This window comes from Shinella sp. M27, from assembly GCF_049199905.1.
GTDB lineage: Bacteria > Pseudomonadota > Alphaproteobacteria > Rhizobiales > Rhizobiaceae > Shinella.
This window is the reverse complement of the sequence record NZ_JBLZPK010000022.1, coordinates 120,417-138,268: the sequence shown is the minus strand read 5'-3', so window position 1 is coordinate 138,268 and position 17,852 is coordinate 120,417. Positions and strand designations below refer to the sequence as shown.

Annotated in this window: 18 protein-coding genes; 10 read left to right on the top strand and 8 right to left on the bottom strand. The window is 63.9% G+C overall.

Features of this window, described 5'->3' with window-relative positions; translation table 11 throughout:
- Window positions 1-110: 110 nt before the first annotated feature.
- The 6 genes from ACOZK4_RS08480 to ACOZK4_RS08455 form a co-directional block, all read right to left on the bottom strand.
- Complete coding sequence (locus tag ACOZK4_RS08480) at window positions 111-1,112, bottom strand: ABC transporter ATP-binding protein (protein WP_421591502.1); 1,002 nt, start codon at window positions 1,110-1,112, stop codon at window positions 111-113.
- An 11-nt stretch (window positions 1,113-1,123) separates the two neighbouring features.
- Entirely contained in the window at window positions 1,124-2,176 is a 1,053-nt protein-coding gene (locus ACOZK4_RS08475; RefSeq protein WP_421591501.1) for a Gfo/Idh/MocA family protein, read from the bottom strand.
- An 8-nt stretch (window positions 2,177-2,184) separates the two neighbouring features.
- The gene (locus tag ACOZK4_RS08470; RefSeq protein WP_313531392.1) at window positions 2,185-3,024 is read right to left on the bottom strand and encodes a carbohydrate ABC transporter permease; all 840 of its coding nucleotides are present in this window, start codon (window positions 3,022-3,024) and stop codon (window positions 2,185-2,187) included.
- Window positions 3,025-3,039: 15 nt separating this feature from the next.
- Entirely contained in the window at window positions 3,040-3,993 is a 954-nt protein-coding gene (locus ACOZK4_RS08465; protein ID WP_421591500.1) for a carbohydrate ABC transporter permease, read from the bottom strand.
- Between the two features lie 286 nt (window positions 3,994-4,279).
- The gene (locus ACOZK4_RS08460) at window positions 4,280-5,539 is read right to left on the bottom strand and encodes an ABC transporter substrate-binding protein (RefSeq protein ID WP_313531388.1); all 1,260 of its coding nucleotides are present in this window, start codon (window positions 5,537-5,539) and stop codon (window positions 4,280-4,282) included.
- A 45-nt stretch (window positions 5,540-5,584) separates the two neighbouring features.
- Window positions 5,585-6,478, bottom strand: a complete 894-nt coding sequence (locus tag ACOZK4_RS08455) for an N-acetylmuramic acid 6-phosphate etherase (protein ID WP_421591499.1) — start codon at window positions 6,476-6,478, stop codon at window positions 5,585-5,587.
- Window positions 6,479-6,675: 197 nt separating this feature from the next.
- On the opposite strand from ACOZK4_RS08455, the gene ACOZK4_RS08450 reads away from it, so the two are divergent.
- The 7 genes from ACOZK4_RS08450 to ACOZK4_RS08420 all read left to right on the top strand — a co-directional run bounded on the left by ACOZK4_RS08450 (window position 6,676) and on the right by ACOZK4_RS08420 (window position 13,004).
- Window positions 6,676-7,563, top strand: coding sequence for a BadF/BadG/BcrA/BcrD ATPase family protein (locus tag ACOZK4_RS08450; protein ID WP_421591498.1), 888 nt, complete (start codon window positions 6,676-6,678; stop codon window positions 7,561-7,563).
- On the top strand, window positions 7,560-8,324 hold the full coding sequence (locus ACOZK4_RS08445) for a GntR family transcriptional regulator (RefSeq protein ID WP_421591497.1): 765 nt from the start codon (window positions 7,560-7,562) through the stop codon (window positions 8,322-8,324). Before ACOZK4_RS08450 ends, ACOZK4_RS08445 begins: the two co-directional genes overlap by 4 nt.
- 24 nt (window positions 8,325-8,348) lie before the next feature.
- The gene (locus ACOZK4_RS08440; protein ID WP_421591496.1) at window positions 8,349-9,371 is read left to right on the top strand and encodes an SIS domain-containing protein; all 1,023 of its coding nucleotides are present in this window, start codon (window positions 8,349-8,351) and stop codon (window positions 9,369-9,371) included.
- On the top strand, window positions 9,368-10,528 hold the full coding sequence (gene nagA / locus ACOZK4_RS08435) for an N-acetylglucosamine-6-phosphate deacetylase (RefSeq protein ID WP_421591495.1): 1,161 nt from the start codon (window positions 9,368-9,370) through the stop codon (window positions 10,526-10,528). Before ACOZK4_RS08440 ends, nagA begins: the two co-directional genes overlap by 4 nt.
- Before the next feature lie 85 nt (window positions 10,529-10,613).
- The gene (locus tag ACOZK4_RS08430) at window positions 10,614-11,669 is read left to right on the top strand and encodes a dipeptidase (protein ID WP_421591494.1); all 1,056 of its coding nucleotides are present in this window, start codon (window positions 10,614-10,616) and stop codon (window positions 11,667-11,669) included.
- Window positions 11,670-11,688: 19 nt separating this feature from the next.
- Window positions 11,689-12,435, top strand: a complete 747-nt coding sequence (locus ACOZK4_RS08425) for a copper homeostasis protein CutC (RefSeq protein WP_421591493.1) — start codon at window positions 11,689-11,691, stop codon at window positions 12,433-12,435.
- A gap of 62 nt (window positions 12,436-12,497) precedes the next feature.
- On the top strand, window positions 12,498-13,004 hold the full coding sequence (locus ACOZK4_RS08420; protein ID WP_421591492.1) for a CreA family protein: 507 nt from the start codon (window positions 12,498-12,500) through the stop codon (window positions 13,002-13,004).
- Window positions 13,005-13,082: 78 nt separating this feature from the next.
- On the opposite strand, the gene ACOZK4_RS08415 is transcribed toward ACOZK4_RS08420, so the two are convergent.
- Both ACOZK4_RS08415 and ACOZK4_RS08410 read right to left on the bottom strand, forming a co-directional pair.
- Window positions 13,083-13,547, bottom strand: coding sequence for a chemotaxis protein CheW (locus ACOZK4_RS08415; RefSeq protein ID WP_117366518.1), 465 nt, complete (start codon window positions 13,545-13,547; stop codon window positions 13,083-13,085).
- Between the two features lie 2 nt (window positions 13,548-13,549).
- Entirely contained in the window at window positions 13,550-15,523 is a 1,974-nt protein-coding gene (locus ACOZK4_RS08410) for a methyl-accepting chemotaxis protein (RefSeq protein WP_421591491.1), read from the bottom strand.
- Between the two features lie 252 nt (window positions 15,524-15,775).
- On the opposite strand from ACOZK4_RS08410, the gene ACOZK4_RS08405 reads away from it, so the two are divergent.
- The 3 genes from ACOZK4_RS08405 (at window position 15,776) to ACOZK4_RS08395 (ending at window position 17,630) form a co-directional block, all read left to right on the top strand.
- The gene (locus ACOZK4_RS08405; RefSeq protein WP_421591490.1) at window positions 15,776-15,973 is read left to right on the top strand and encodes a hypothetical protein; all 198 of its coding nucleotides are present in this window, start codon (window positions 15,776-15,778) and stop codon (window positions 15,971-15,973) included.
- Between the two features lie 110 nt (window positions 15,974-16,083).
- Window positions 16,084-16,683 carry an SCO family protein gene (locus ACOZK4_RS08400; RefSeq protein ID WP_421591489.1) on the top strand — a complete coding sequence of 200 codons (600 nt, stop codon included), beginning with the start codon at window positions 16,084-16,086 and terminating at the stop codon, window positions 16,681-16,683.
- 68 nt (window positions 16,684-16,751) lie between these two features.
- Window positions 16,752-17,630, top strand: coding sequence for a 50S ribosomal protein L11 methyltransferase (locus tag ACOZK4_RS08395; protein WP_421591488.1), 879 nt, complete (start codon window positions 16,752-16,754; stop codon window positions 17,628-17,630).
- Window positions 17,631-17,852: the final 222 nt, after the last annotated feature.

The window sequence follows — 17,852 nt, the reverse complement described above, 5'->3', positions numbered from 1 at the left end:
CATCACAACATACAAACAGGGCTGTATGTTAATTCCTGATGTTTGACAATCGTAGATCACGCACCGTAAGGCCGCAATCCACCCCAATCACGGATTCGTGATGAGGGACCTCAACGTATCGCCCGGCCATTGGCGTCGAAACGATGCGTCTGGCCGGCCGCCGGCGTGGCATAGACCACGTCGTCGACGGCATAGTGATGCTCGCCGAACAGGCGGACGGTGATGAGGCCGACCTTCTCCGATTCGATATAAACGATCGTGTCGGCGCCGAGGTGCTCGACATGCACCACCTTGCCCTTCCACTCGCCGGCGTCGCGCGAAAGCGCCAGGTGTTCCGGGCGAACACCGATGGTCTTGGCGTCGGTCACGCCAAGGCGGCTTGCGTCGATGAAATTCATGGCAGGCGAGCCGATGAAGCCTGCGACGAACAGGTTGGCCGGCTTGTTGTAAAGCTCCATCGGCGAGCCGACCTGCTGGATGACACCGGCATCGAGCACCACGATCTTGTCCGCCAGCGTCATCGCCTCGACTTGGTCATGCGTGACGTAGATCATGGTTGCCTTCAGCTCGCGATGCAGCCTGGCGATCTCGAGGCGGGTGTTGACGCGCAGCGCCGCATCGAGATTGGAGAGCGGCTCGTCGAACAGGAAGAGCTTCGGTTCACGCACGATGGCGCGGCCGATGGCGACGCGCTGACGCTGACCGCCGGACATTTCCGCCGGGCGACGGCCGAGATACTTTTCAAGCGACAGCATGGCCGAGGCCTTGGCGACACGCTTCTCGATCTCCTCCTTCGGAGCGCCGGCCTGCTTGAGGCCGAGACCCATATTGTCCTTGACCGTCAGGTGCGGATAGAGCGCGTAGGACTGGAACACCATGGCGATGCCGCGCTTGGCCGGCGGCACGGTGACGACGTCGGCGCCGTCGATGGTGATCGAGCCCGACGTCGCGTCCTCGAGACCGGCGATGATGCGCAGCAGCGTGGACTTACCGCAGCCCGAGGGCCCGACGAAGATGACGAATTCGCCGTCCTTCACGTCGAGGTCGATACCCTTGATGACATCGACGTTGCCGAAGGACTTGCGTATGGATTTAAGTTGAAGAGAGCCCATTCGATTTCCCCTTAAAGCTTGACCGTCTGACCGGTTCTGACACTTTCATCGGCCGCCAGGCAGATCCTGAGCGACTGCACCGCGTCGTCCATGTGCCGCGTAAGGTCGATGTCTTCGCGAATGGCCTTCAGCACGAAGGCCTGTTCACGATCGCAGAGTTCCTGGTGGCCGGGCTCGCCCGCCATCTTCAGGTCCTCGTCCGGTGACAGGAACTTGCCGTCGGGGCCGGTGGCCGCGTTGTGAACGCGGATGACCGCGGTCTTGGTGTGCGTGTCGATATCGTCGGACTTTGCATTCGGGTCCATGACGATCGAAACGGAGCCATTCGGTGACATGACATCCTTCACGAAGAATGCGGTTTCGGAGATCATCGGACCCCAGCCCGCCTCGTACCAGCCGAGCGAACCGTCGTCGAACAGCACCTGGAGATGGCCGTAATTGTACATGTCCGGCTTGATCTCGTTCGACAGGCGCAGGCCCATGCCGCGTACCTCGACGGGCTTGGCATCGGTGATCTGGCACATCACGTCGAGATAGTGCACGCCGCAGTCGACGATCGGCGGGGTCGTGTCCATCAGCGCCTTGTGGGTCGCCCAGGTCGGGCCGCTCGACTGCTGGTTCAGGTTCATGCGGAACACGTAGGGACCGCCCAGCTTGCGGGCTTCCTCGATGAGGCGGATCCACGAGGGATGGTGGCGCAGGATATAGCCGACGACCAGCTTGCGACCGTTCGCCTTGGCGCAGGCCACCACCCGTTCGGCGTCGGCGACCGTGGTCGCCAGCGGCTTTTCGAGGAAGACATGTGAACCGGCTTCGAGGGCTGCGATCGCATATTCGGCATGGCTGTCCGAATAGGTGCTGATCGAGCAGAGTTCCGGCTTGAATTCATGCAGCGCATCGAGGAACGACGGGTGGATCTCGTAGCCTTCCAGCCCGGCCGGGACCGGAACCTTGGAGCGGTTGACGAGGCCGACGATCTCGTAGCCGGGGTTTTCGTGATAGGCGAGCGCATGGCTTCTGCCCATGTTGCCGAGGCCGGCGGAAAGAACGCGAATGGGGGTCATGGCTGAACTCACTTGACTGCTCCGGAGGTGATGCCGCGGATCAACTGCCGCGAGAAGACGAGGTAAAGGACGAGGACGGGGAAGATCGCCAGCGACAGGGCTGCGAGAACCGCGTTCCAGTTGGTGACGAACTGGCCGATGAAGATCTGCGAGCCGAGCGTCACCGTCTTGGTCGCCTCGCTCGGCGCCAGGATGAGCGGGAACCACAGGTCGTTCCAGATCGGGATCATCGTGAAGACCGCGACCGTCGCCATGGCCGGGCGCACCAGCGGCAGGACCAGGCGGAAGAAGATCGAGTATTCCGAGAGCCCGTCGATACGCCCGGCATTCTTGAGGTCGTCGGAGACGGTCCGCATGAACTCCGAGAGGATGAAGACGGCGAGCGGAATGCCCTGCGCGGTATAGACCAGGACCAGCGCCGTCAGCGTGTTGACGAGGCCGGTCGCCACCATGCCCTGCAGGATCGCCACCGTGCCGAGACGGATCGGGATCATGATGCCGATGGCGAGGTAGAGCCCCATCAGCGTGTTACCGCGGAAACGGTATTCCGAGAGCGCGAAGGCGGCCATGGCGCCGAACAGCAGCACGAGAGCGATTGCCGCCACCGTGACGATGAAGCTATTCTGGAAGTAGGTCGCAAAGTCGCCCTGCCCCAGCACCGTATAGTAACCGACGAGATCGAAGGTCTTCGGGCTCGGCAGTTGCATCGGGTTGCGGAAGATCGCGTTGCGATCCTTCATCGAGTTGATGATCGTCAGGAACACCGGGAAGACGGAGATGATCGCATAGCTGATCAGCGCCAGGTGAACGAGAGACGAGCGGGTGAGAGAAGCGCGTGCTTTAGACATGGTTTGCCCTCCCGATCAGAACTGGTAGCGACGCATGCGCCGCTGGATGACGAAGAGATAAAGCGAGACGCCGGCGAGGATGATGAGGAACATGACCGTCGCGATCGTGGCACCCATCGAGCGGTCGCCGAGCTGGAGCTGGAAACCGAAGAAGGTGCGGTAGAGCAGCGTGCCAAGGATATCCGTCGAACCGTCAGGCCCGGCCAACGCGCCCTGCACGGTGTAGACCAGGTCGAAGGCGTTGAAGTTGCCGACGAAGGTCAGGATCGAGATGATGCCGATGGCCGGCAGGATCAGCGGCAGCTTGATCTTGAAGAACTGGCTCCAGCCGGTGACGCCATCGCATTCGGCCGCCTCGATGACCTCCTCGGGAATGTTGAGGAGAGCCGCATAGATCAGCATCATGGGGATGCCGACATATTGCCAGACCGAGATCAGCGACACGGCGATGAGGGCCGAGCCGGGCCTGCCGAGCCAGGGCGAAAACAGCGACTTCAGGCCGACGAGATCCAGAAGGAAGGGCGAAACGCCCCAGATCGGCGAGAGGATCAGCTTCCAGATGAAGCCGACGATCACGAAGGACAAGAGCGTCGGCAGGAAGATCGCTGTGCGGTAGAACGAGGCGAAGCGCAGCTTCGGCAGCGAGAGCATCGCGGCAAGCGCCACGCCCATCGGGTTCTGCACCAGCATGTGGATCACGAAGAAGACGAAGTTGTTCTTCAGCGCGTTCCAGAAGTCATGCGCCCAGCGCTCGTCGCCGAACAGGACCTTGAAATTGCCAAGGCCCACGAAGGTCGACTGGCCGTCCACGGTGTTGAACAGCGACAGACGCAGCGTTTCGATGAGCGGCAGGATCATGACCGCCGAATAGACGATGAAAGCCGGCAGCAGGAAGACGACGATATGCCAGCGCGTCGGGCGCTTGATCACAGGTCCTGTTGCATCATGGGTAGAAGGTGTGTTGCTCATGGCCCAGCCTGCCCCTCCGTTTGTTGTCGTTAAATCCGCATGCGCGAACGCCCTGCGCGGCAGCGTCAGCCGCACATGACAAAATCAGCATACACATTAGTGACGGGGTCGCGCCCCGAATTTGCCCTTCGGCACCCTCTGTCCACCGGGACGAAAAGGGACAACGCAGGCGCAGGACAGTTCAAGCCGCGCCGCCTGGAATTCCTCCCCCCGATTTTTATGGGGGGAGGATCGGAACGGGGCGATGCCCGCGCCTCAAGCAGAATTCAGCAGCCGGAAACCGGGCTTACTTGGCTGGCTTGTACCAGCTGTCGAGGCCCTTCTGGAGCTTCTCGCCAGCCACTTCCGGCGTATCCGTGCCGTTGATGACGTTGGCCGATTCCGTCCAGGTCTCGTTTTCGAGGTTCGGCGTGCCGCGCGACAGAATCTGGTAGGTCGAGCGGATCGTCGGCTTGCACTTCTCACGCCAGGAAACGAATTCCTGCGCCAGCGGGTCGGCCATCTTCACGGCCGTCGAGTTCAGGCTGAAGAAGCCCGGCAGCGAGTTGGCGTAGATGTCGGCGAACTCGGGCGAAGCGACGAAGGTCAGGAACTTCTTGGCAGCTTCCGGGTTCGCACCCTTGGCGTTCAGGCCGACGCCGATGTCGTTGTGGTCAGAGATGTAGCAGGTGTCGCCAGCATTCTTCACCGGCGGCGGGAAGGCGCCCATCTTGAACTGGGCCTGCGTGTTGAACAGGCCGATTTCCCACGAGCCGGCCGGATAGATGGCAGCGCGGCCGAGCGTGAAGAGGTTCTGGCTGTCCGGATAGGTCTGAGCTTCGAAACCGTCGCCGAGATAGTCCTTCCACTTGGCGAGAACGCGGTAAGGCTCGACCCAGGCGTCGTCGGTCAGCTTCTGCTCACCCTTGATGAGGGCAGCGCGGCCTTCTTCACCCTTCCAATAGGTCGGGCCGATGTTCTGGTAGCCCATGGTCGCGGCTTCCCAGAGATCCTTCGTGCCCATGGCCATCGGGATGTAGCTGCCTTCAGCCTTGATCTTGTCGAGGGCGGCGAAGAATTCGGCTTCCGTCGTCGGAACCGAGATGCCGAGCGTGTCGAAGGCATCCTTGTTGTAGATGAAGCCGTGGATAACCGAAGCCATCGGTACGCAGAACGTCGTCGCACCGTCGTCCGTCGTCCAGGCGGACTTGGCGACCGGCGAGAAGTTCTCCATGCCCGGCAGATCGTTCAGGCTGGCCAGGTGCCCCTTCTTGAAGAGTTCCAGCGAGGCGTCGAACGGACGGCAGGTGATGAGGTCACCGGCCGAACCGGCGTCCAGCTTGGCGTTCAGCGCGGCATTGTATTCGGTCGGCGCGGTCGGCGCGAAGACGACCTTGATGCCGGGGTTCTTGGCTTCGAAGGCCGGAATGATCTTTTCCTGCCAGATGGCAAGGTCGTCGTTGCGCCAGCTTTCGACGGTCAGCGTGACGTCGGCCGCCTGGGCAAGCCCGGCCGTGCCGAGGATGCTCGTGGCGAGCAGCAGACCCTTGATTGCGTTGCGTGTCATTGCATTCTCCCCTTTTATGCGCCGCAGCGCGTTTTGAGACTTGAATTATCCGAGAGCCTTGAGGGCGCGCCGGAGACTTTGCCCCGACCGGGTGAGCGCCGCCTTCGCGGCACTGGCATCCGGAACCCCCGCAGCCAACAGCACGGCTTCCTTGACCGAGCCTTCGGAGCGCGTGAGAAGGCGTTCTGCCTCGTCCAGACCGACACCCGAGATATCGGAGACGATGCGGCAGGCACGCCCTTTCAATTTGATATTGTCGGCCTTGAGATTGACCATGTGGCCGTCATGCACGTGGCCGAGCAGGATGCCGACCAGCGTGGAAAACATGTTGAAGGCGATCTTCTGCGCCGTGCCGGCGCCCATGCGCGTCGATCCGGAAATCACTTCCGGCGGCGTCTGCAAGAGGATCGAGACATCGGCGCCGTCGAAGAGAGCTGCACCCGGATTGTTGGCCATCGCCACGACCTTGGCGCCCTTCCCTTTCGCATAGGCCGCGATGGCCAGCGCATAGGGCGTGCTGCCGCTCGCCGAAACGGCGATCACACAGTCCTTGGCATCGACGTCAGCCGTTTCGGCATCGCCGACGGCGAGCGCACGGTCGTCTTCATAGCCGCCGGCCAGGTCTTCCAGGCTTGCGGCGCCGCCGGCGAGCAGGATGACGATGCGGTCGCGGGCAATGCCGTAGGTACCGGGAAGCTCGAGCGCATCGGCCATGGCCATCAGGCCGGAGCTGCCGGCGCCGACATAGACAAGGCGGCCGCCGGAAAGCAGCACATCGGCGGCAAGACGGGCAGCGGCGGCGATATCGGCAAGCGCGCCGTCGACCACGGCGGCTGCAGCCTTCTGGCCATCCGCAAGCACTTTCAGCGCGTCGAGAGGCTGACTTTCGTCCAGCCCCCTCGCCTGATCGTGCCTGCCTTCTGTCCTGCCTGCAGCCATCGTTCGCTCTCCTCTGGCCCAAATTAATGCCAAAAAAATACCAATTGTCCATAGGAAATTAATTTTTAGGACCACTTTTTTGCAGTCAATTATTTTTATAATTTAAAATCAATAATTTGTCGAAAAGCTCATGTTCGATACCACCATACCCCTTGGTTAATGGTATTTTTTTGGTATCGTTGCGCTCGGAGGTGCCCATGACAGATTACATTCTCGGTATCGACGGTGGGGGAACGAGTTGCCGTGCGGCGGTCGCAAGACCCGACGGTATTATTCTCGGGCGCGGCAAGAGCGGCGCGGCCAATATCCTGACCGACCCCAACAATGCCATCATCTCCATCACGGAGGCCGCCAAGGCCGCCTATCGTGACGCAGGGCTCGACGAGGCCGGCGTCAACGGCGCCACCGCGTTTCTCGGTCTGGCCGGCACCAATGTCGGCGATCTCACGCGCTATGTGCATGACCGCCTGCCCTTCCGCCGCACGGCCATCGACTCGGACGGCCTGATTGCCTTGCAAGGCGCGATCGGCGACGAGGACGGCGCGGTTGCGATCCTAGGCACCGGCTCCATCTATATGGGCCGCAAGGACGGCACCGTCCGCTATATCGGCGGCTGGGGCTTTACGGTCGGCGATCTCGGCGGCGGCGCGCGGCTCGGCCACGCCCTGCTCCAGGAAGCGCTGCTCGCCCATGATGGCGTGCATCCGCGCTCGCGCGTCACCGATGCGGTTATCAAGGAATTTAAGCACGATCCGCGCGGCATCGTCGAATTCGCCCGCCTGTCCAAGCCCGGCGATTTCGGCCGCTTCGCCCCCCTGCTGTTCGATCACGCCAGACAGGGCGACGCTCAGGCGATCGCCATCGTCAAGACGGGCGCTACCGCAGTCAACGAATCCCTCGACGCCATCATGGCGCTGGCCGGCGCGCCGCGGCTGTGCCTGCTCGGCGGGCTTGCGCCGCTCTATCCGCAATGGCTTTCGGAAAAGCACCGCTCGATCCTGGTGGAAGCCGAGGCCGATGCGCTGACGGGTGCCGTGGCGCTGGCCGCCAAGGGCTATAAAGAGCGTCAGGGAGCGGCGGCATGAGCACCTCCCTTTCCGCAATCCTGACGCCGGAGAGCCTGCAATCGGGCGTACCCGGCCCGCTCTACCTGAAACTGCGCCAGACGCTGGAAGAGGCGATCACCTCCGGCAAGCTGAACTATGGCGATGCCCTGCCCGCCGAGCGCGATCTCGCCGATCACGCCCAGGTCAGCCGCGTCACGGTGCGCAAGGCCGTCGACGATCTCGTCAAGGACGGCCTTTTGATCCGCCGCCACGGCTCCGGCACCTTCGTCGCCAAGCCGGTCTCTAAGGTGCAGCAGTCGCTGTCCCGCCTCACCTCGTTCACTGAAGACATGGCGCGGCGCGGCCTGACGACCCGCGCGGAATGGCTCGACCGCGGCCTGTTCCACCCCTCGCCGGACGAGATGATGATGCTCGGCCTGCCTGCCGATGCGCTGGTTGCCCGGCTCGGGCGCCTGCGCGTCGCCGACGACATGCCGCTCGCCATCGAGCGCGCCTGCATTTCCTCCGAATTCCTGCCGGACCCCATGCAGGTCCAGGGTTCGCTCTATGCGGCACTGGAAAAACACGGCTGCCGCCCGGTGCGCGCCGTGCAGCGCATCTCCGCCCATAACATGAAGGATCCGGATGCCTCGGTGCTCGGCGTGCCGCCTGGCTCGGCCGGGCTTTCCATCGAGCGTGTTTCCTATCTTCGCACCGGCCGGGTGGTCGAATTCACCCGCTCCATCTATCGCGGCGACGCCTATGACTTCGTCGCCGAACTGACATTGTCCGAGACGTGACTGTCTAATCGCAAAGGGAATTCCATGCAGACCAACATGCGCCGTGAAATCAATGAAATCCCCGAAGCGGCAGCCCGCGTCCTGGCAAATTCGTCAAGCGCCATCGCGGCCGCCGGCAAGGCACTGCGGGAGCGTGATCCGCAGTTCTTCGTCACCGTCGCGCGCGGCTCTTCCGACCATGCCGCACTCTTCCTGAAATACGCAATCGAACTCACCGCCGGCCGGCCGGTCGCATCGCTTGGGCCCTCGCTCGCCTCGATCTACGGCGCCAAGCTGAAGCTCGGCGGTGCGGCCGCCATCGCGATCTCGCAGTCGGGCAAGAGCCCCGACATCGTCGCCATGGCCGACGGTGCCACGAAGGGCGGCGCCATTTCTATCGCGCTCACCAACACGCTGCCCTCGCCGCTGGCCGACGCCTGCTCCTACTCGCTCGACCTTTCGGCCGGCCCGGAACTCTCGGTCGCCGCCACGAAATCCTATGTGAACTCCATCGTCGCCGGCCTTGCCGTGCTCGCCGAATGGACGGGCGACGCCGATCTCGATCGCGCCGTGAAGGGCCTGCCCGAGCAGTTCGCCAAGGCCGTCGCCCTCGACTGGTCCGACCTTGCGGGCGATCTCAAGGATGCGCAGTCGCTCTACGTGCTCGGCCGCGGCCCCGGCCTCGCCATTGCCAGCGAGGCTGCACTGAAGTTCAAGGAAACCTCCGGCATGCATGCCGAGGCCTATTCCTCCGCGGAAGTGCTGCATGGCCCGGTCGCTCTCGTCGGCCCGTCCTTCCCGGTGATCGCGCTTGCCGCCCGCGACGCGGCGGAAGCCTCCGTCACCGGCATGGCGGATAGCCTGGCCGACCGCGGCGCCTATGCCTGCGTCACCGCTTCCGGCGGCAAGAGTGCGCGAAAACTGCCGTTCGTCGCGACCGGCCACCCGATCACCGATGCGCTGGCGCTCATCGTGCCGTTCTATGGCTTCGTCGAAGCCTGGTCGCGCGGCAAGGGTCTCGATCCCGACAAGCCGGTCAACCTGAAGAAAGTGACGGAAACCCGATGACAGCGCTCACCGCCATTACCGGCGCCCGCATTTTCGACGGCGATCTCTGGCACGACGGCAGCGCGCTGCTGATCGAGGACGGCAAGGTCGCCGCCATCGCGGGCCACCGCGACGTGCCGACGGACGCCCGCACGGTGCCGATGGACGGGCTGTCGCTCGTCCCCGGCTTCATCGACCTGCAGGTGAATGGCGGTGGCGGCGTGCTGCTCAACGAGCGGCCCGATCTCGACGGCATCCGCACCATCTGCGCCGCACACGCCCGCTTCGGCACGACGGGCCTGCTGCCAACGCTGATCACCGACAATGTCGAGGTCACGACACGGACCATCGCCGCCGGCCTTGCCGCGCAAGCGGCCGATGTTCCGGGCTTCCTCGGCCTGCATCTCGAAGGCCCGCATCTTTCCGTCGCCCGCAAGGGCGCGCACGATCCGGCGCTCATCCGCCCGATGGAACAGGCCGATCTCGACCGCACCATCGCCGCCCGTAAGGGATTGACGGCGCTTTTGATGACGCTTGCGCCCGAAAACGCCACGAACGCCCAGATCGCCGCTCTCCATGCGGCCGGCGTCACCGTCAGCCTCGGTCATTCCGATTGCAGCTACAAGACGGCTGCCGGTGCCGTCGAAGCCGGCGCACGCATGATGACCCATCTCTTCAACGCCATGAGCCCGCTTGGCCATCGCGAGCCGGGCATGGTGGGTGCCGCCCTCGATCTCGGCCCCCTCAATGCCGGCCTGATCGCCGATGGCTTCCATGTCGATCCGGCCTCCATCCGCGTGGCGCTTCGGGCCAAGCGCGGCCCCGGCCGCATCTTCCTCGTCACCGATGCCATGTCGACCATCGGCACCGACATGACGAGCTTCTTCCTCAACGGCCGCGAAATTTTCCGCGAGGGCGGCCGCCTGACGCTCGCCGACGGCACGCTCGCCGGCGCCGATATCGATATGGCCTCCTGCATCCGCTATATGCGCGACGAAGTCGGCCTCGATCTGGAGGAAGCCCTGCGCATGGCGGCACTCTATCCCGCCGAAGCCATCGGCATGACCGGCCGCAAGGGCCGCCTCACCCATGGCCACGATGCCGACTTCGCCGTCATCGACGGCGACGTCAACGTCGTCTCCACCTGGATCGCGGGCACGCCGGTTTTCGCAGCCTGATGGGTGAACCGCCACAGTCCTTGCAGGCTGTGGCGGAATCGGTTCTACCCAACGCAAAGGATGCGTTTCGATCCGGGAGCGGTACATGCAATTGATCTTCGATGGCCACAACGACGTTCTCCTGCGTCTATGGGAGCATGCAAAAAAGGGCGCGGACCCGATCGCCGAATTCGTCGACGGCACGGACAAGGGCCATATCGACGCCCCGCGCGCCAAAAAGGGCGGCCTTGCCGGCGGCTTCTGCGCCATGTTCATCCCGCCGAACGAGGATTATCCGCCGCGTGAGGTCGATGAGAACGGCCATTACAACATCCGCATGGTCGGCCCGCTGGAGCAGCCCGCCGCCCTCCACACCGCGCTCGAAATGGCCGCCATCGCCTTCCGCCTGGAACGGGCCGGCGCGCTGTCGATCTGCCGCTCCACCGCCGATATCCGCGCCGCCTTCGCAGCCGGCCGCTTCGCCGCGATCCTGCATATCGAAGGCTGCGAGCCGATTGCCGAAGACCTCTCGACGCTCGAAACGCTCTATGCCGCCGGCCTGCGTTCGCTCGGCCCGGTCTGGAGCCGCCACAACACGTTCGGCCATGGCGTGCCCTTCGCCTACCCCTCCTCGCCCGACACCGCGCCCGGCCTTACGGAAGCCGGCGTCGATCTGGTCAAGGCCTGCGACAGCCTCGGCGTCATGGTCGATCTTGCCCATATCACCGAGCAGGGCTTCTGGGATGTCGCGCGCGTCAGCACGGCGCCGCTCGTCGCCACCCATTCCAATGCGCATGCTCTGACGCCGATCTCGCGCAACCTCACCGATCGGCAGCTCGACGCGATCAGTGAGCGCAAGGGCATTGCCGGCCTCAACTACGCCACGACAATGCTGCGCGCCGACGGCATGGAGAGCGCCGATACGCCGCTCTCCGACATGGTGCGCCACATCGATTACATGGTCGAGCGCATGGGCATCGATTGCGTGGCGCTGGGCTCGGATTTCGACGGCGCGACCATTCCCGCCGCCATCGGCGATGCCGCCGGCAACCAGGCGCTGGTCGAGGCGCTGCGTTCGGCCGGCTATGGCGAAGACGACCTTGCAAAACTCTGCCGCGAAAACTGGCTGCGGCTCCTGAAAACCGTCTGGCACGAAGCCTGACCAACCTGCGGATTCTCTCATGACCAAGCCCCTCATCGAACTTTGCGTCGAAGGCATCGACGGTTTCCTCGCCGCCCAGGAGGCCGGCGCCGACCGTGTGGAGCTCTGCGCAAGCCTGGTCGAGGGCGGCCTGACGCCGAGCCTGGCAACCATCCGCGCCGCGGTGAAAGCGGCCAAGATTCCCGTCCACGTCATCATCCGCCCGCGCGGCGGCGATTTCCTCTATTCCGAGACGGAATTCGAGACGATGGTCGAGGACATCAAGGCGCTGCGCAGCGAAGGCGTTGCCGGCGTCGTCATCGGCTGCCTGACGCCGGATGGCCGCATCGACGAGGCACGGACGACGGCGCTGGTCGAGGCCGCCCGCCCAATGTCCGTCACCTGCCACCGCGCCTTCGACATGACGGAAAATGCCCATGCGGCGCTGGAAGCGCTGATCCGCTGCGGCGTCAACCGCGTGCTGACCTCGGGCCAGCGCGAAACCGCCGTGGACGGCATCGCCATCCTGAAGGCCGCCGTCGAGCAGGGCGCAGGGCGCATCGTCATCATGGGCTGCGGGGCGCTCGACGCGGGCAATATCCGCACGGTGCGCGACGCGACCGGTCTTGTGGAAATGCATTTCGCCGCACTGACCACCGTGCCGAGCGGCATGGCCTTCCGCAACCCGCATGTCGGCATGGGCGGCACGGAAAAGGACCGCGAATACGAAATGACGCTGACCGACAGGGACGCCGTGCGCGCCACGATCGCAGCGGCAAAATCGTAAGTTCGGGTCTTGCAAGCGGCAGGCGGGCATCCTTACGTGTAAAGCGAACAAGGAGACCCGCCATGTCGCTGAAGACTTTCGTGCCCTCGCCGCTCCGCACGGCCATCGCTGCCGGCGTGATTGCGCTCGCCGCCCTGCCCGCAGCCGCCGAAACGGTCGGCAAGGTCGGCGTCGACTGGATCGGCAACGATATCTATATCGACGCCGTCACCGACCCCGAGGTGACGGGCGTCACCTGCCACGTCACCTATTTCGACCGCTCCGTCATCGATCGCCTCAAGAAGGGCAACTGGTTCGAGGACCCGTCGAACAACGCGATTTCCTGCCAGCAGACCGGCCCGATCAGCATCGGCGACATCGATCTGGGCAAGGGCGGCGAAGAGGTCTTCAAGTCGGGCCTGTCGCTGATCTGGAAGTCGCTGATCGTTACGCGCATCTACGACAAGAAGAACGACACGCTGATCTATCTCGCCCATTCGCGCGAACTGACCGAGGGATCGGCCAAGATGTCGATCTCCACCGTGCCGCTCTACGGCCAGACGGTGACCTGGACGAACGGCAAGCCGTAACCCCCATAGATACGCGAAAGCACCCGGCCGGAAACCGGCCAGGTGCTTCAAAACCCGAGATCCTTCCCCAAGTCGCGATCAGGCGGCCTGGGCGAGTTCGTCGGCGATGACTGTGTCGAGGTTGAGGAAGCAGACCATCGACTTCTCGAGCGCCACGATGCCGCGGCAGAAGGCGCGCTGGGCCTCCGGAATGATTTCCGGCGCCGGCTGCAAAGCCTCGCTCTTGATGGTCATCATGTCCGAAACCTGTTCGACCAGCAGGCCGACCAGCTTGCCGGCGATGTCGGTGACGATGATCGCCGAGCGCTCGGACGGTTCCGTCATCTTCATGCCGAGGCGGCAGGCCATGTCGATGACCGGGATCACGGCACCGCGCAGGTTGATAAGGCCGAGCACATAGGGCGGCGTGTGGGGCATCGGCGTCACGGGCGCCCAGCCGCGGATTTCGCGGATGGCCATGATGTCGATACAGAATTCCTGTTCTCCCAGGTGGAAGGAGACGATTTCGAGATAGGCGCCGGACTGTTTGATGGCATTGGACATTTTCAGAACTCTTCCCAGTTCTCTGCGGCGGCTTGGGCATTGCCCCTGACCGCTGCACTGCTGCTGAAAGCCCCGGCAACCTTGGAAACAAGGCTTCTTGCCGGAGACGGGGCGGGACGGGAGGCGGCGGAAACCGCCCTCGGGCTACCGACGGAGGCGCGCACGCCTTCGTGGATCTGGAACTGGCCGACAAGGCGCGTGAGGTTTTCCGCGTCCTGCGCCAGCGTATGGCTTGCCGCATTGGTCTCCTCGACCATCGCGGCGTTCTGCTGCGTCACCTGGTCCATCTGGTTGACGGCGACGTTGATCTCCTGAAGGCCGGCCGCCTGCTCGCGGGCGGCGGTGACGATGGAGGCCATGTGCTCATGAATGCGCAGCACGTCGCCGCCGATGCGGCCGAGCGATTCGCCGGTCGCCTGCACGAGGCGCGAGCCGGTCTTCACCTCGTCCGACGAGCGGGTGACGAGGCTCTTGATATCCTTGGCGGCGCCGGCGGCACGCTGCGCCAGCTCACGCACTTCCTGCGCGACGACCGCAAAGCCCTTGCCGGCTTCGCCGGCGCGCGCCGCCTCGACGCCGGCATTGAGCGCCAAGAGGTTGGTCTGGAAGGCGATCTCGTCGATGACGTTGATGATCTTGCCGATCTCGCTGGAGGCGCCTTCGATTCGGTCCATCGCAGCCATGGCATCGCTGACGATACGCTCGGATTCCACCGCGCTCGCCTTGGTCGAATCGACCATGCGGCCGGCTTCCTCGGCACGCGCGGTCGCCGTGCGCACCGTGGTCATGATTTCGTCGAGGGCGGCGGAGGTCTCTTCGAGTGACGCTGCCTGCTGTTCGGTGCGGCGGGCGAGATCGTCCGCGGCAGCGCGCATCTGGCCGCTGTTCGACTGGATGGAGCCGGTATTGTCCTTCACCTCGGCCATGACATTGCGCAGGCGTTCGACGGTGCCGTTGAAGTCGATGCGCAGCTGTTCGAGGTCGGCGCGGAAGGGTTCGAGGATGGCAACGCTGAGATCGCCGTCCGAAAGACGCGTCAAGCCACGGCCCAGCGCCTCGACCGCGGCACGAATCTGCCGCTCATCTTCGCGCGCCAACGCTTCCCGGTTGTGCCGCTCCGCGTCGTTGCGCGAGCGGCTTTCTTCGCTCGCCTGCTCCAGGCCGCGCTTTTCGACGGCGGCAAGGCGGAAGGCCTCCGCCGAGCGGGCCATGTCACCAATCTCGTCGCCGCGCGCCGTGGCGGCGACCACCGTATTGAGGTCACCGGAGAGAATGCGCTGCATGCTGTCGCGCACCGCGAAAATGCCCCGGCGCAGCATGTTGCCGTGATAGACGATCATGCCGAGCAGCGTGCCCATACCGAGAAGGCCGATGACGATCTGGTAGAACATGGATTGCCCGGAGGCGACTTGTGCATCGTTGACGCGCGCTTCCAGGAGCGCCGAGCCCTCTTCGGCCAGCGCACCGAGGGCTGCCGTCATGCGCTCGCCGCCGGCATCGACGGCGTCGTCGAGCGACGAGAACGCTTCCATGGGCGCACCGGCCTCGATCATCGTCTTGAGATCGACGGCAACGGCCTTTTCCATCATCTGCAAATCGCCGTCGAATGTTTCAAGCAACGCCGGCTTGCCGATTTCGGTGGCGAGCCTCCGGGCCGAGGCCGTGCCCTCCTTCAAGGTCTTCAGCGATTTCGCGATGATCTCAACGCGCTCCGGCTGGATGACCTTCTCGTCGCGATCGATGATGCTATCCATCGCCACGAGCACGAGATCGACATTGGCAAGCCGCATGGCGCCAACGGTATCGACCTCTTTCTGGATATTGACGGCGGCCTCGGAGGCCGCACCGATCGTCGCATTGCCGTACCAGCCGGCGGCGAGCATCGTGCCGAAGCCGAGGAACGCGGCGGCGCCGAGCGTTGCGAGACGAGAATTGACGGAAAGGGTCCGGCCCTTCACTGCATTTATCTGAGACATGATGCGGTTCGCCCGAGCCATGGCCCTCGCCACGGCATCCCCTTTTTGGATCCTGGGTGAAATACGCTTCCCGCCGTCTCCCCCGGTCGTGCAGGCATCATGCCCGATGAGCCGATTCCGGCCCTTTCGCGTATTCGGACCGTGACAAAGTAAGATTAAACAAAACCTAAGGAACCTGCCCCGGAACTTGCATTTTAGCAAAATTTGATAAATTCCGGCATGCCGGAATACCGGACGTTGCGAAAAACCGGCATGGTTCCAAAACCTGCCGTTACATGCTATCCTGACGGTATGAACAAGACCGCCCGCCGCTATACCGTCCTGCCCGTTGCGCTCATCGCGCTCGGCCTCGGCGTCATGGCCGCCACCGCCGCCTTTGCCGGCTGGATGGAGCATGGAACGGCGATCTTCCTCAGCCTTGCCGAATCCGGGATGTCCTGGTGCTTCTGATCACATTTGCGCGAGACCGCATGTCCAATGCCCCTTGCGGCATTTGGCGCGTTTGCGCGTGCTCCTGCGAGGGACTATGACACCCGCAGATATTCATCCGAAGGACTGCCATGAAGACCCTGCGCCTCGTACTCTGGATCGCCGTTGCCCTTGTCGCCGCGCTGCTCGGCTGGCTAACGCTGGAGGCGACGCGCACGAAGGATGAAGTCGCCGGCGGCCCGTTCGGCGTGCCCTTCACACTCGTCGCGCAGGATGGCAAGCCGATCACCGAAAAGGCCTTCACCGGCAAGCCGACGGCGCTGTTCTTCGGCTTCACCCATTGCCCGGAGGTCTGCCCGACGACGCTGTTCGAAATGAACGGCTGGCTCACCAAGGTCGACCCCGATGGCAGCAAGCTGCAGGCCTATTTCGTCACCGTCGACCCGGAGCGCGACACGCCCGAACTGATCGGCCAATATGTCGGCAACGTTTCCAAGCGCATCACCGGCATTTCCGGCCCGGCCGACAAGGTTCTGGAGATGGTCAAGGGTTTTCGCGTGTATTACCGCAAGGTGCCGCTCGATGAGGCCAAGCCCGACGGCGACTACACGATGGATCACACCGCATCCGTCTTCCTGCTCGATTCCACCGGCCGCTTCGTCGGAACGATCGCCTATGGCGAGAACCCCGACACCGCCGAGCAGAAGCTCGCCAACCTGATCAAGCGATAAGCGCAATCCGCCTTTGCCTCGGCTTTCGGACATGCTAGGCGAACCCTGAGACAACAGGGACCCCGGCCGTGAGCGAAATCCGCCTCTACATCACCACCACCGAGAAGCGCGCTGATATCGCGCTCTCGCTGATGACCGACGCCTTCGAGGAAGAAGGCTACGCCATCGCGACGATGGAGATCGACGAGAAGAACGATATCTGGGAAGCCTCCGTCTACATGTTCCGTGTCGACGAGGACGAGATCGCCGAACGCTTCACCGCCCTGCTGGCCGAGGATTTTCCGGACGCCGAGATCAAGCGCGAGGAACTGCCCGATATCGACTGGATCGCCAAGTCGCTCGAAGGCCTGAAGCCCGTGCGCGCTGGCCGCTTCGTCGTGCATGGCTCGCATGACCGCGGCACCGCCCGCCCCGGCGAAATCTCCATCGAGATCGATGCCGGCCAGGCCTTCGGCACCGGCCATCACGGAACGACAGCCGGCTGCCTTGAGGTCATCAACAGCGTCATGCGGTCCCGCAGAGTCAAGCGCGTGCTTGACCTCGGGACAGGCAGCGGCGTGCTCGCCATCGCCGCGCGAAAACTGTCGCCCGCCCAGGTGCTGGCGACCGACATCGACCCGATCGCCACGCGCGTCGCCCGTGAAAACGTCCGCATCAACGGCATCGCCTCGGGAATCGCGCTGGAAACCGCGCCGGGCTTCCACTCCACCGCCTTCGGCCGTCACGGCCCCTTCGATCTCATCATCGCCAATATCCTCGCCCGCCCGCTGATGCGCATGGCGCCGCAGCTTGCCGCGCAACTGACGCCGGGCGGCGATGTCATCCTGTCGGGCATTCTCGCCTCGCAGCGCTGGAAGGTGCTCGCCGCCTATAACGGCGCTGGCCTCAGCCATGTGCGCACCATCTGGCGCGAAGGCTGGGTGACGATCCATCTCGCCAAGCGCTGAGGTCGCTCTTCCGTGATCCCTGTATTCGAAACCGGGGATCACGCAGCGGAATAACGCAGAGTCACGAGAAAAGAAAAAGGCGGTGCCAGAGGCACCGCCTATGGGCCGGCAAGCCGACCTGTCCGCGAGCTTGAGGAGGAGGAGTGCTCAAGCGGACCTATGTGTTCCGAACGCCTTCCCGGAGGAGGGAGGAGGAGTGACCAGAAAGACGCCTGATCGGAA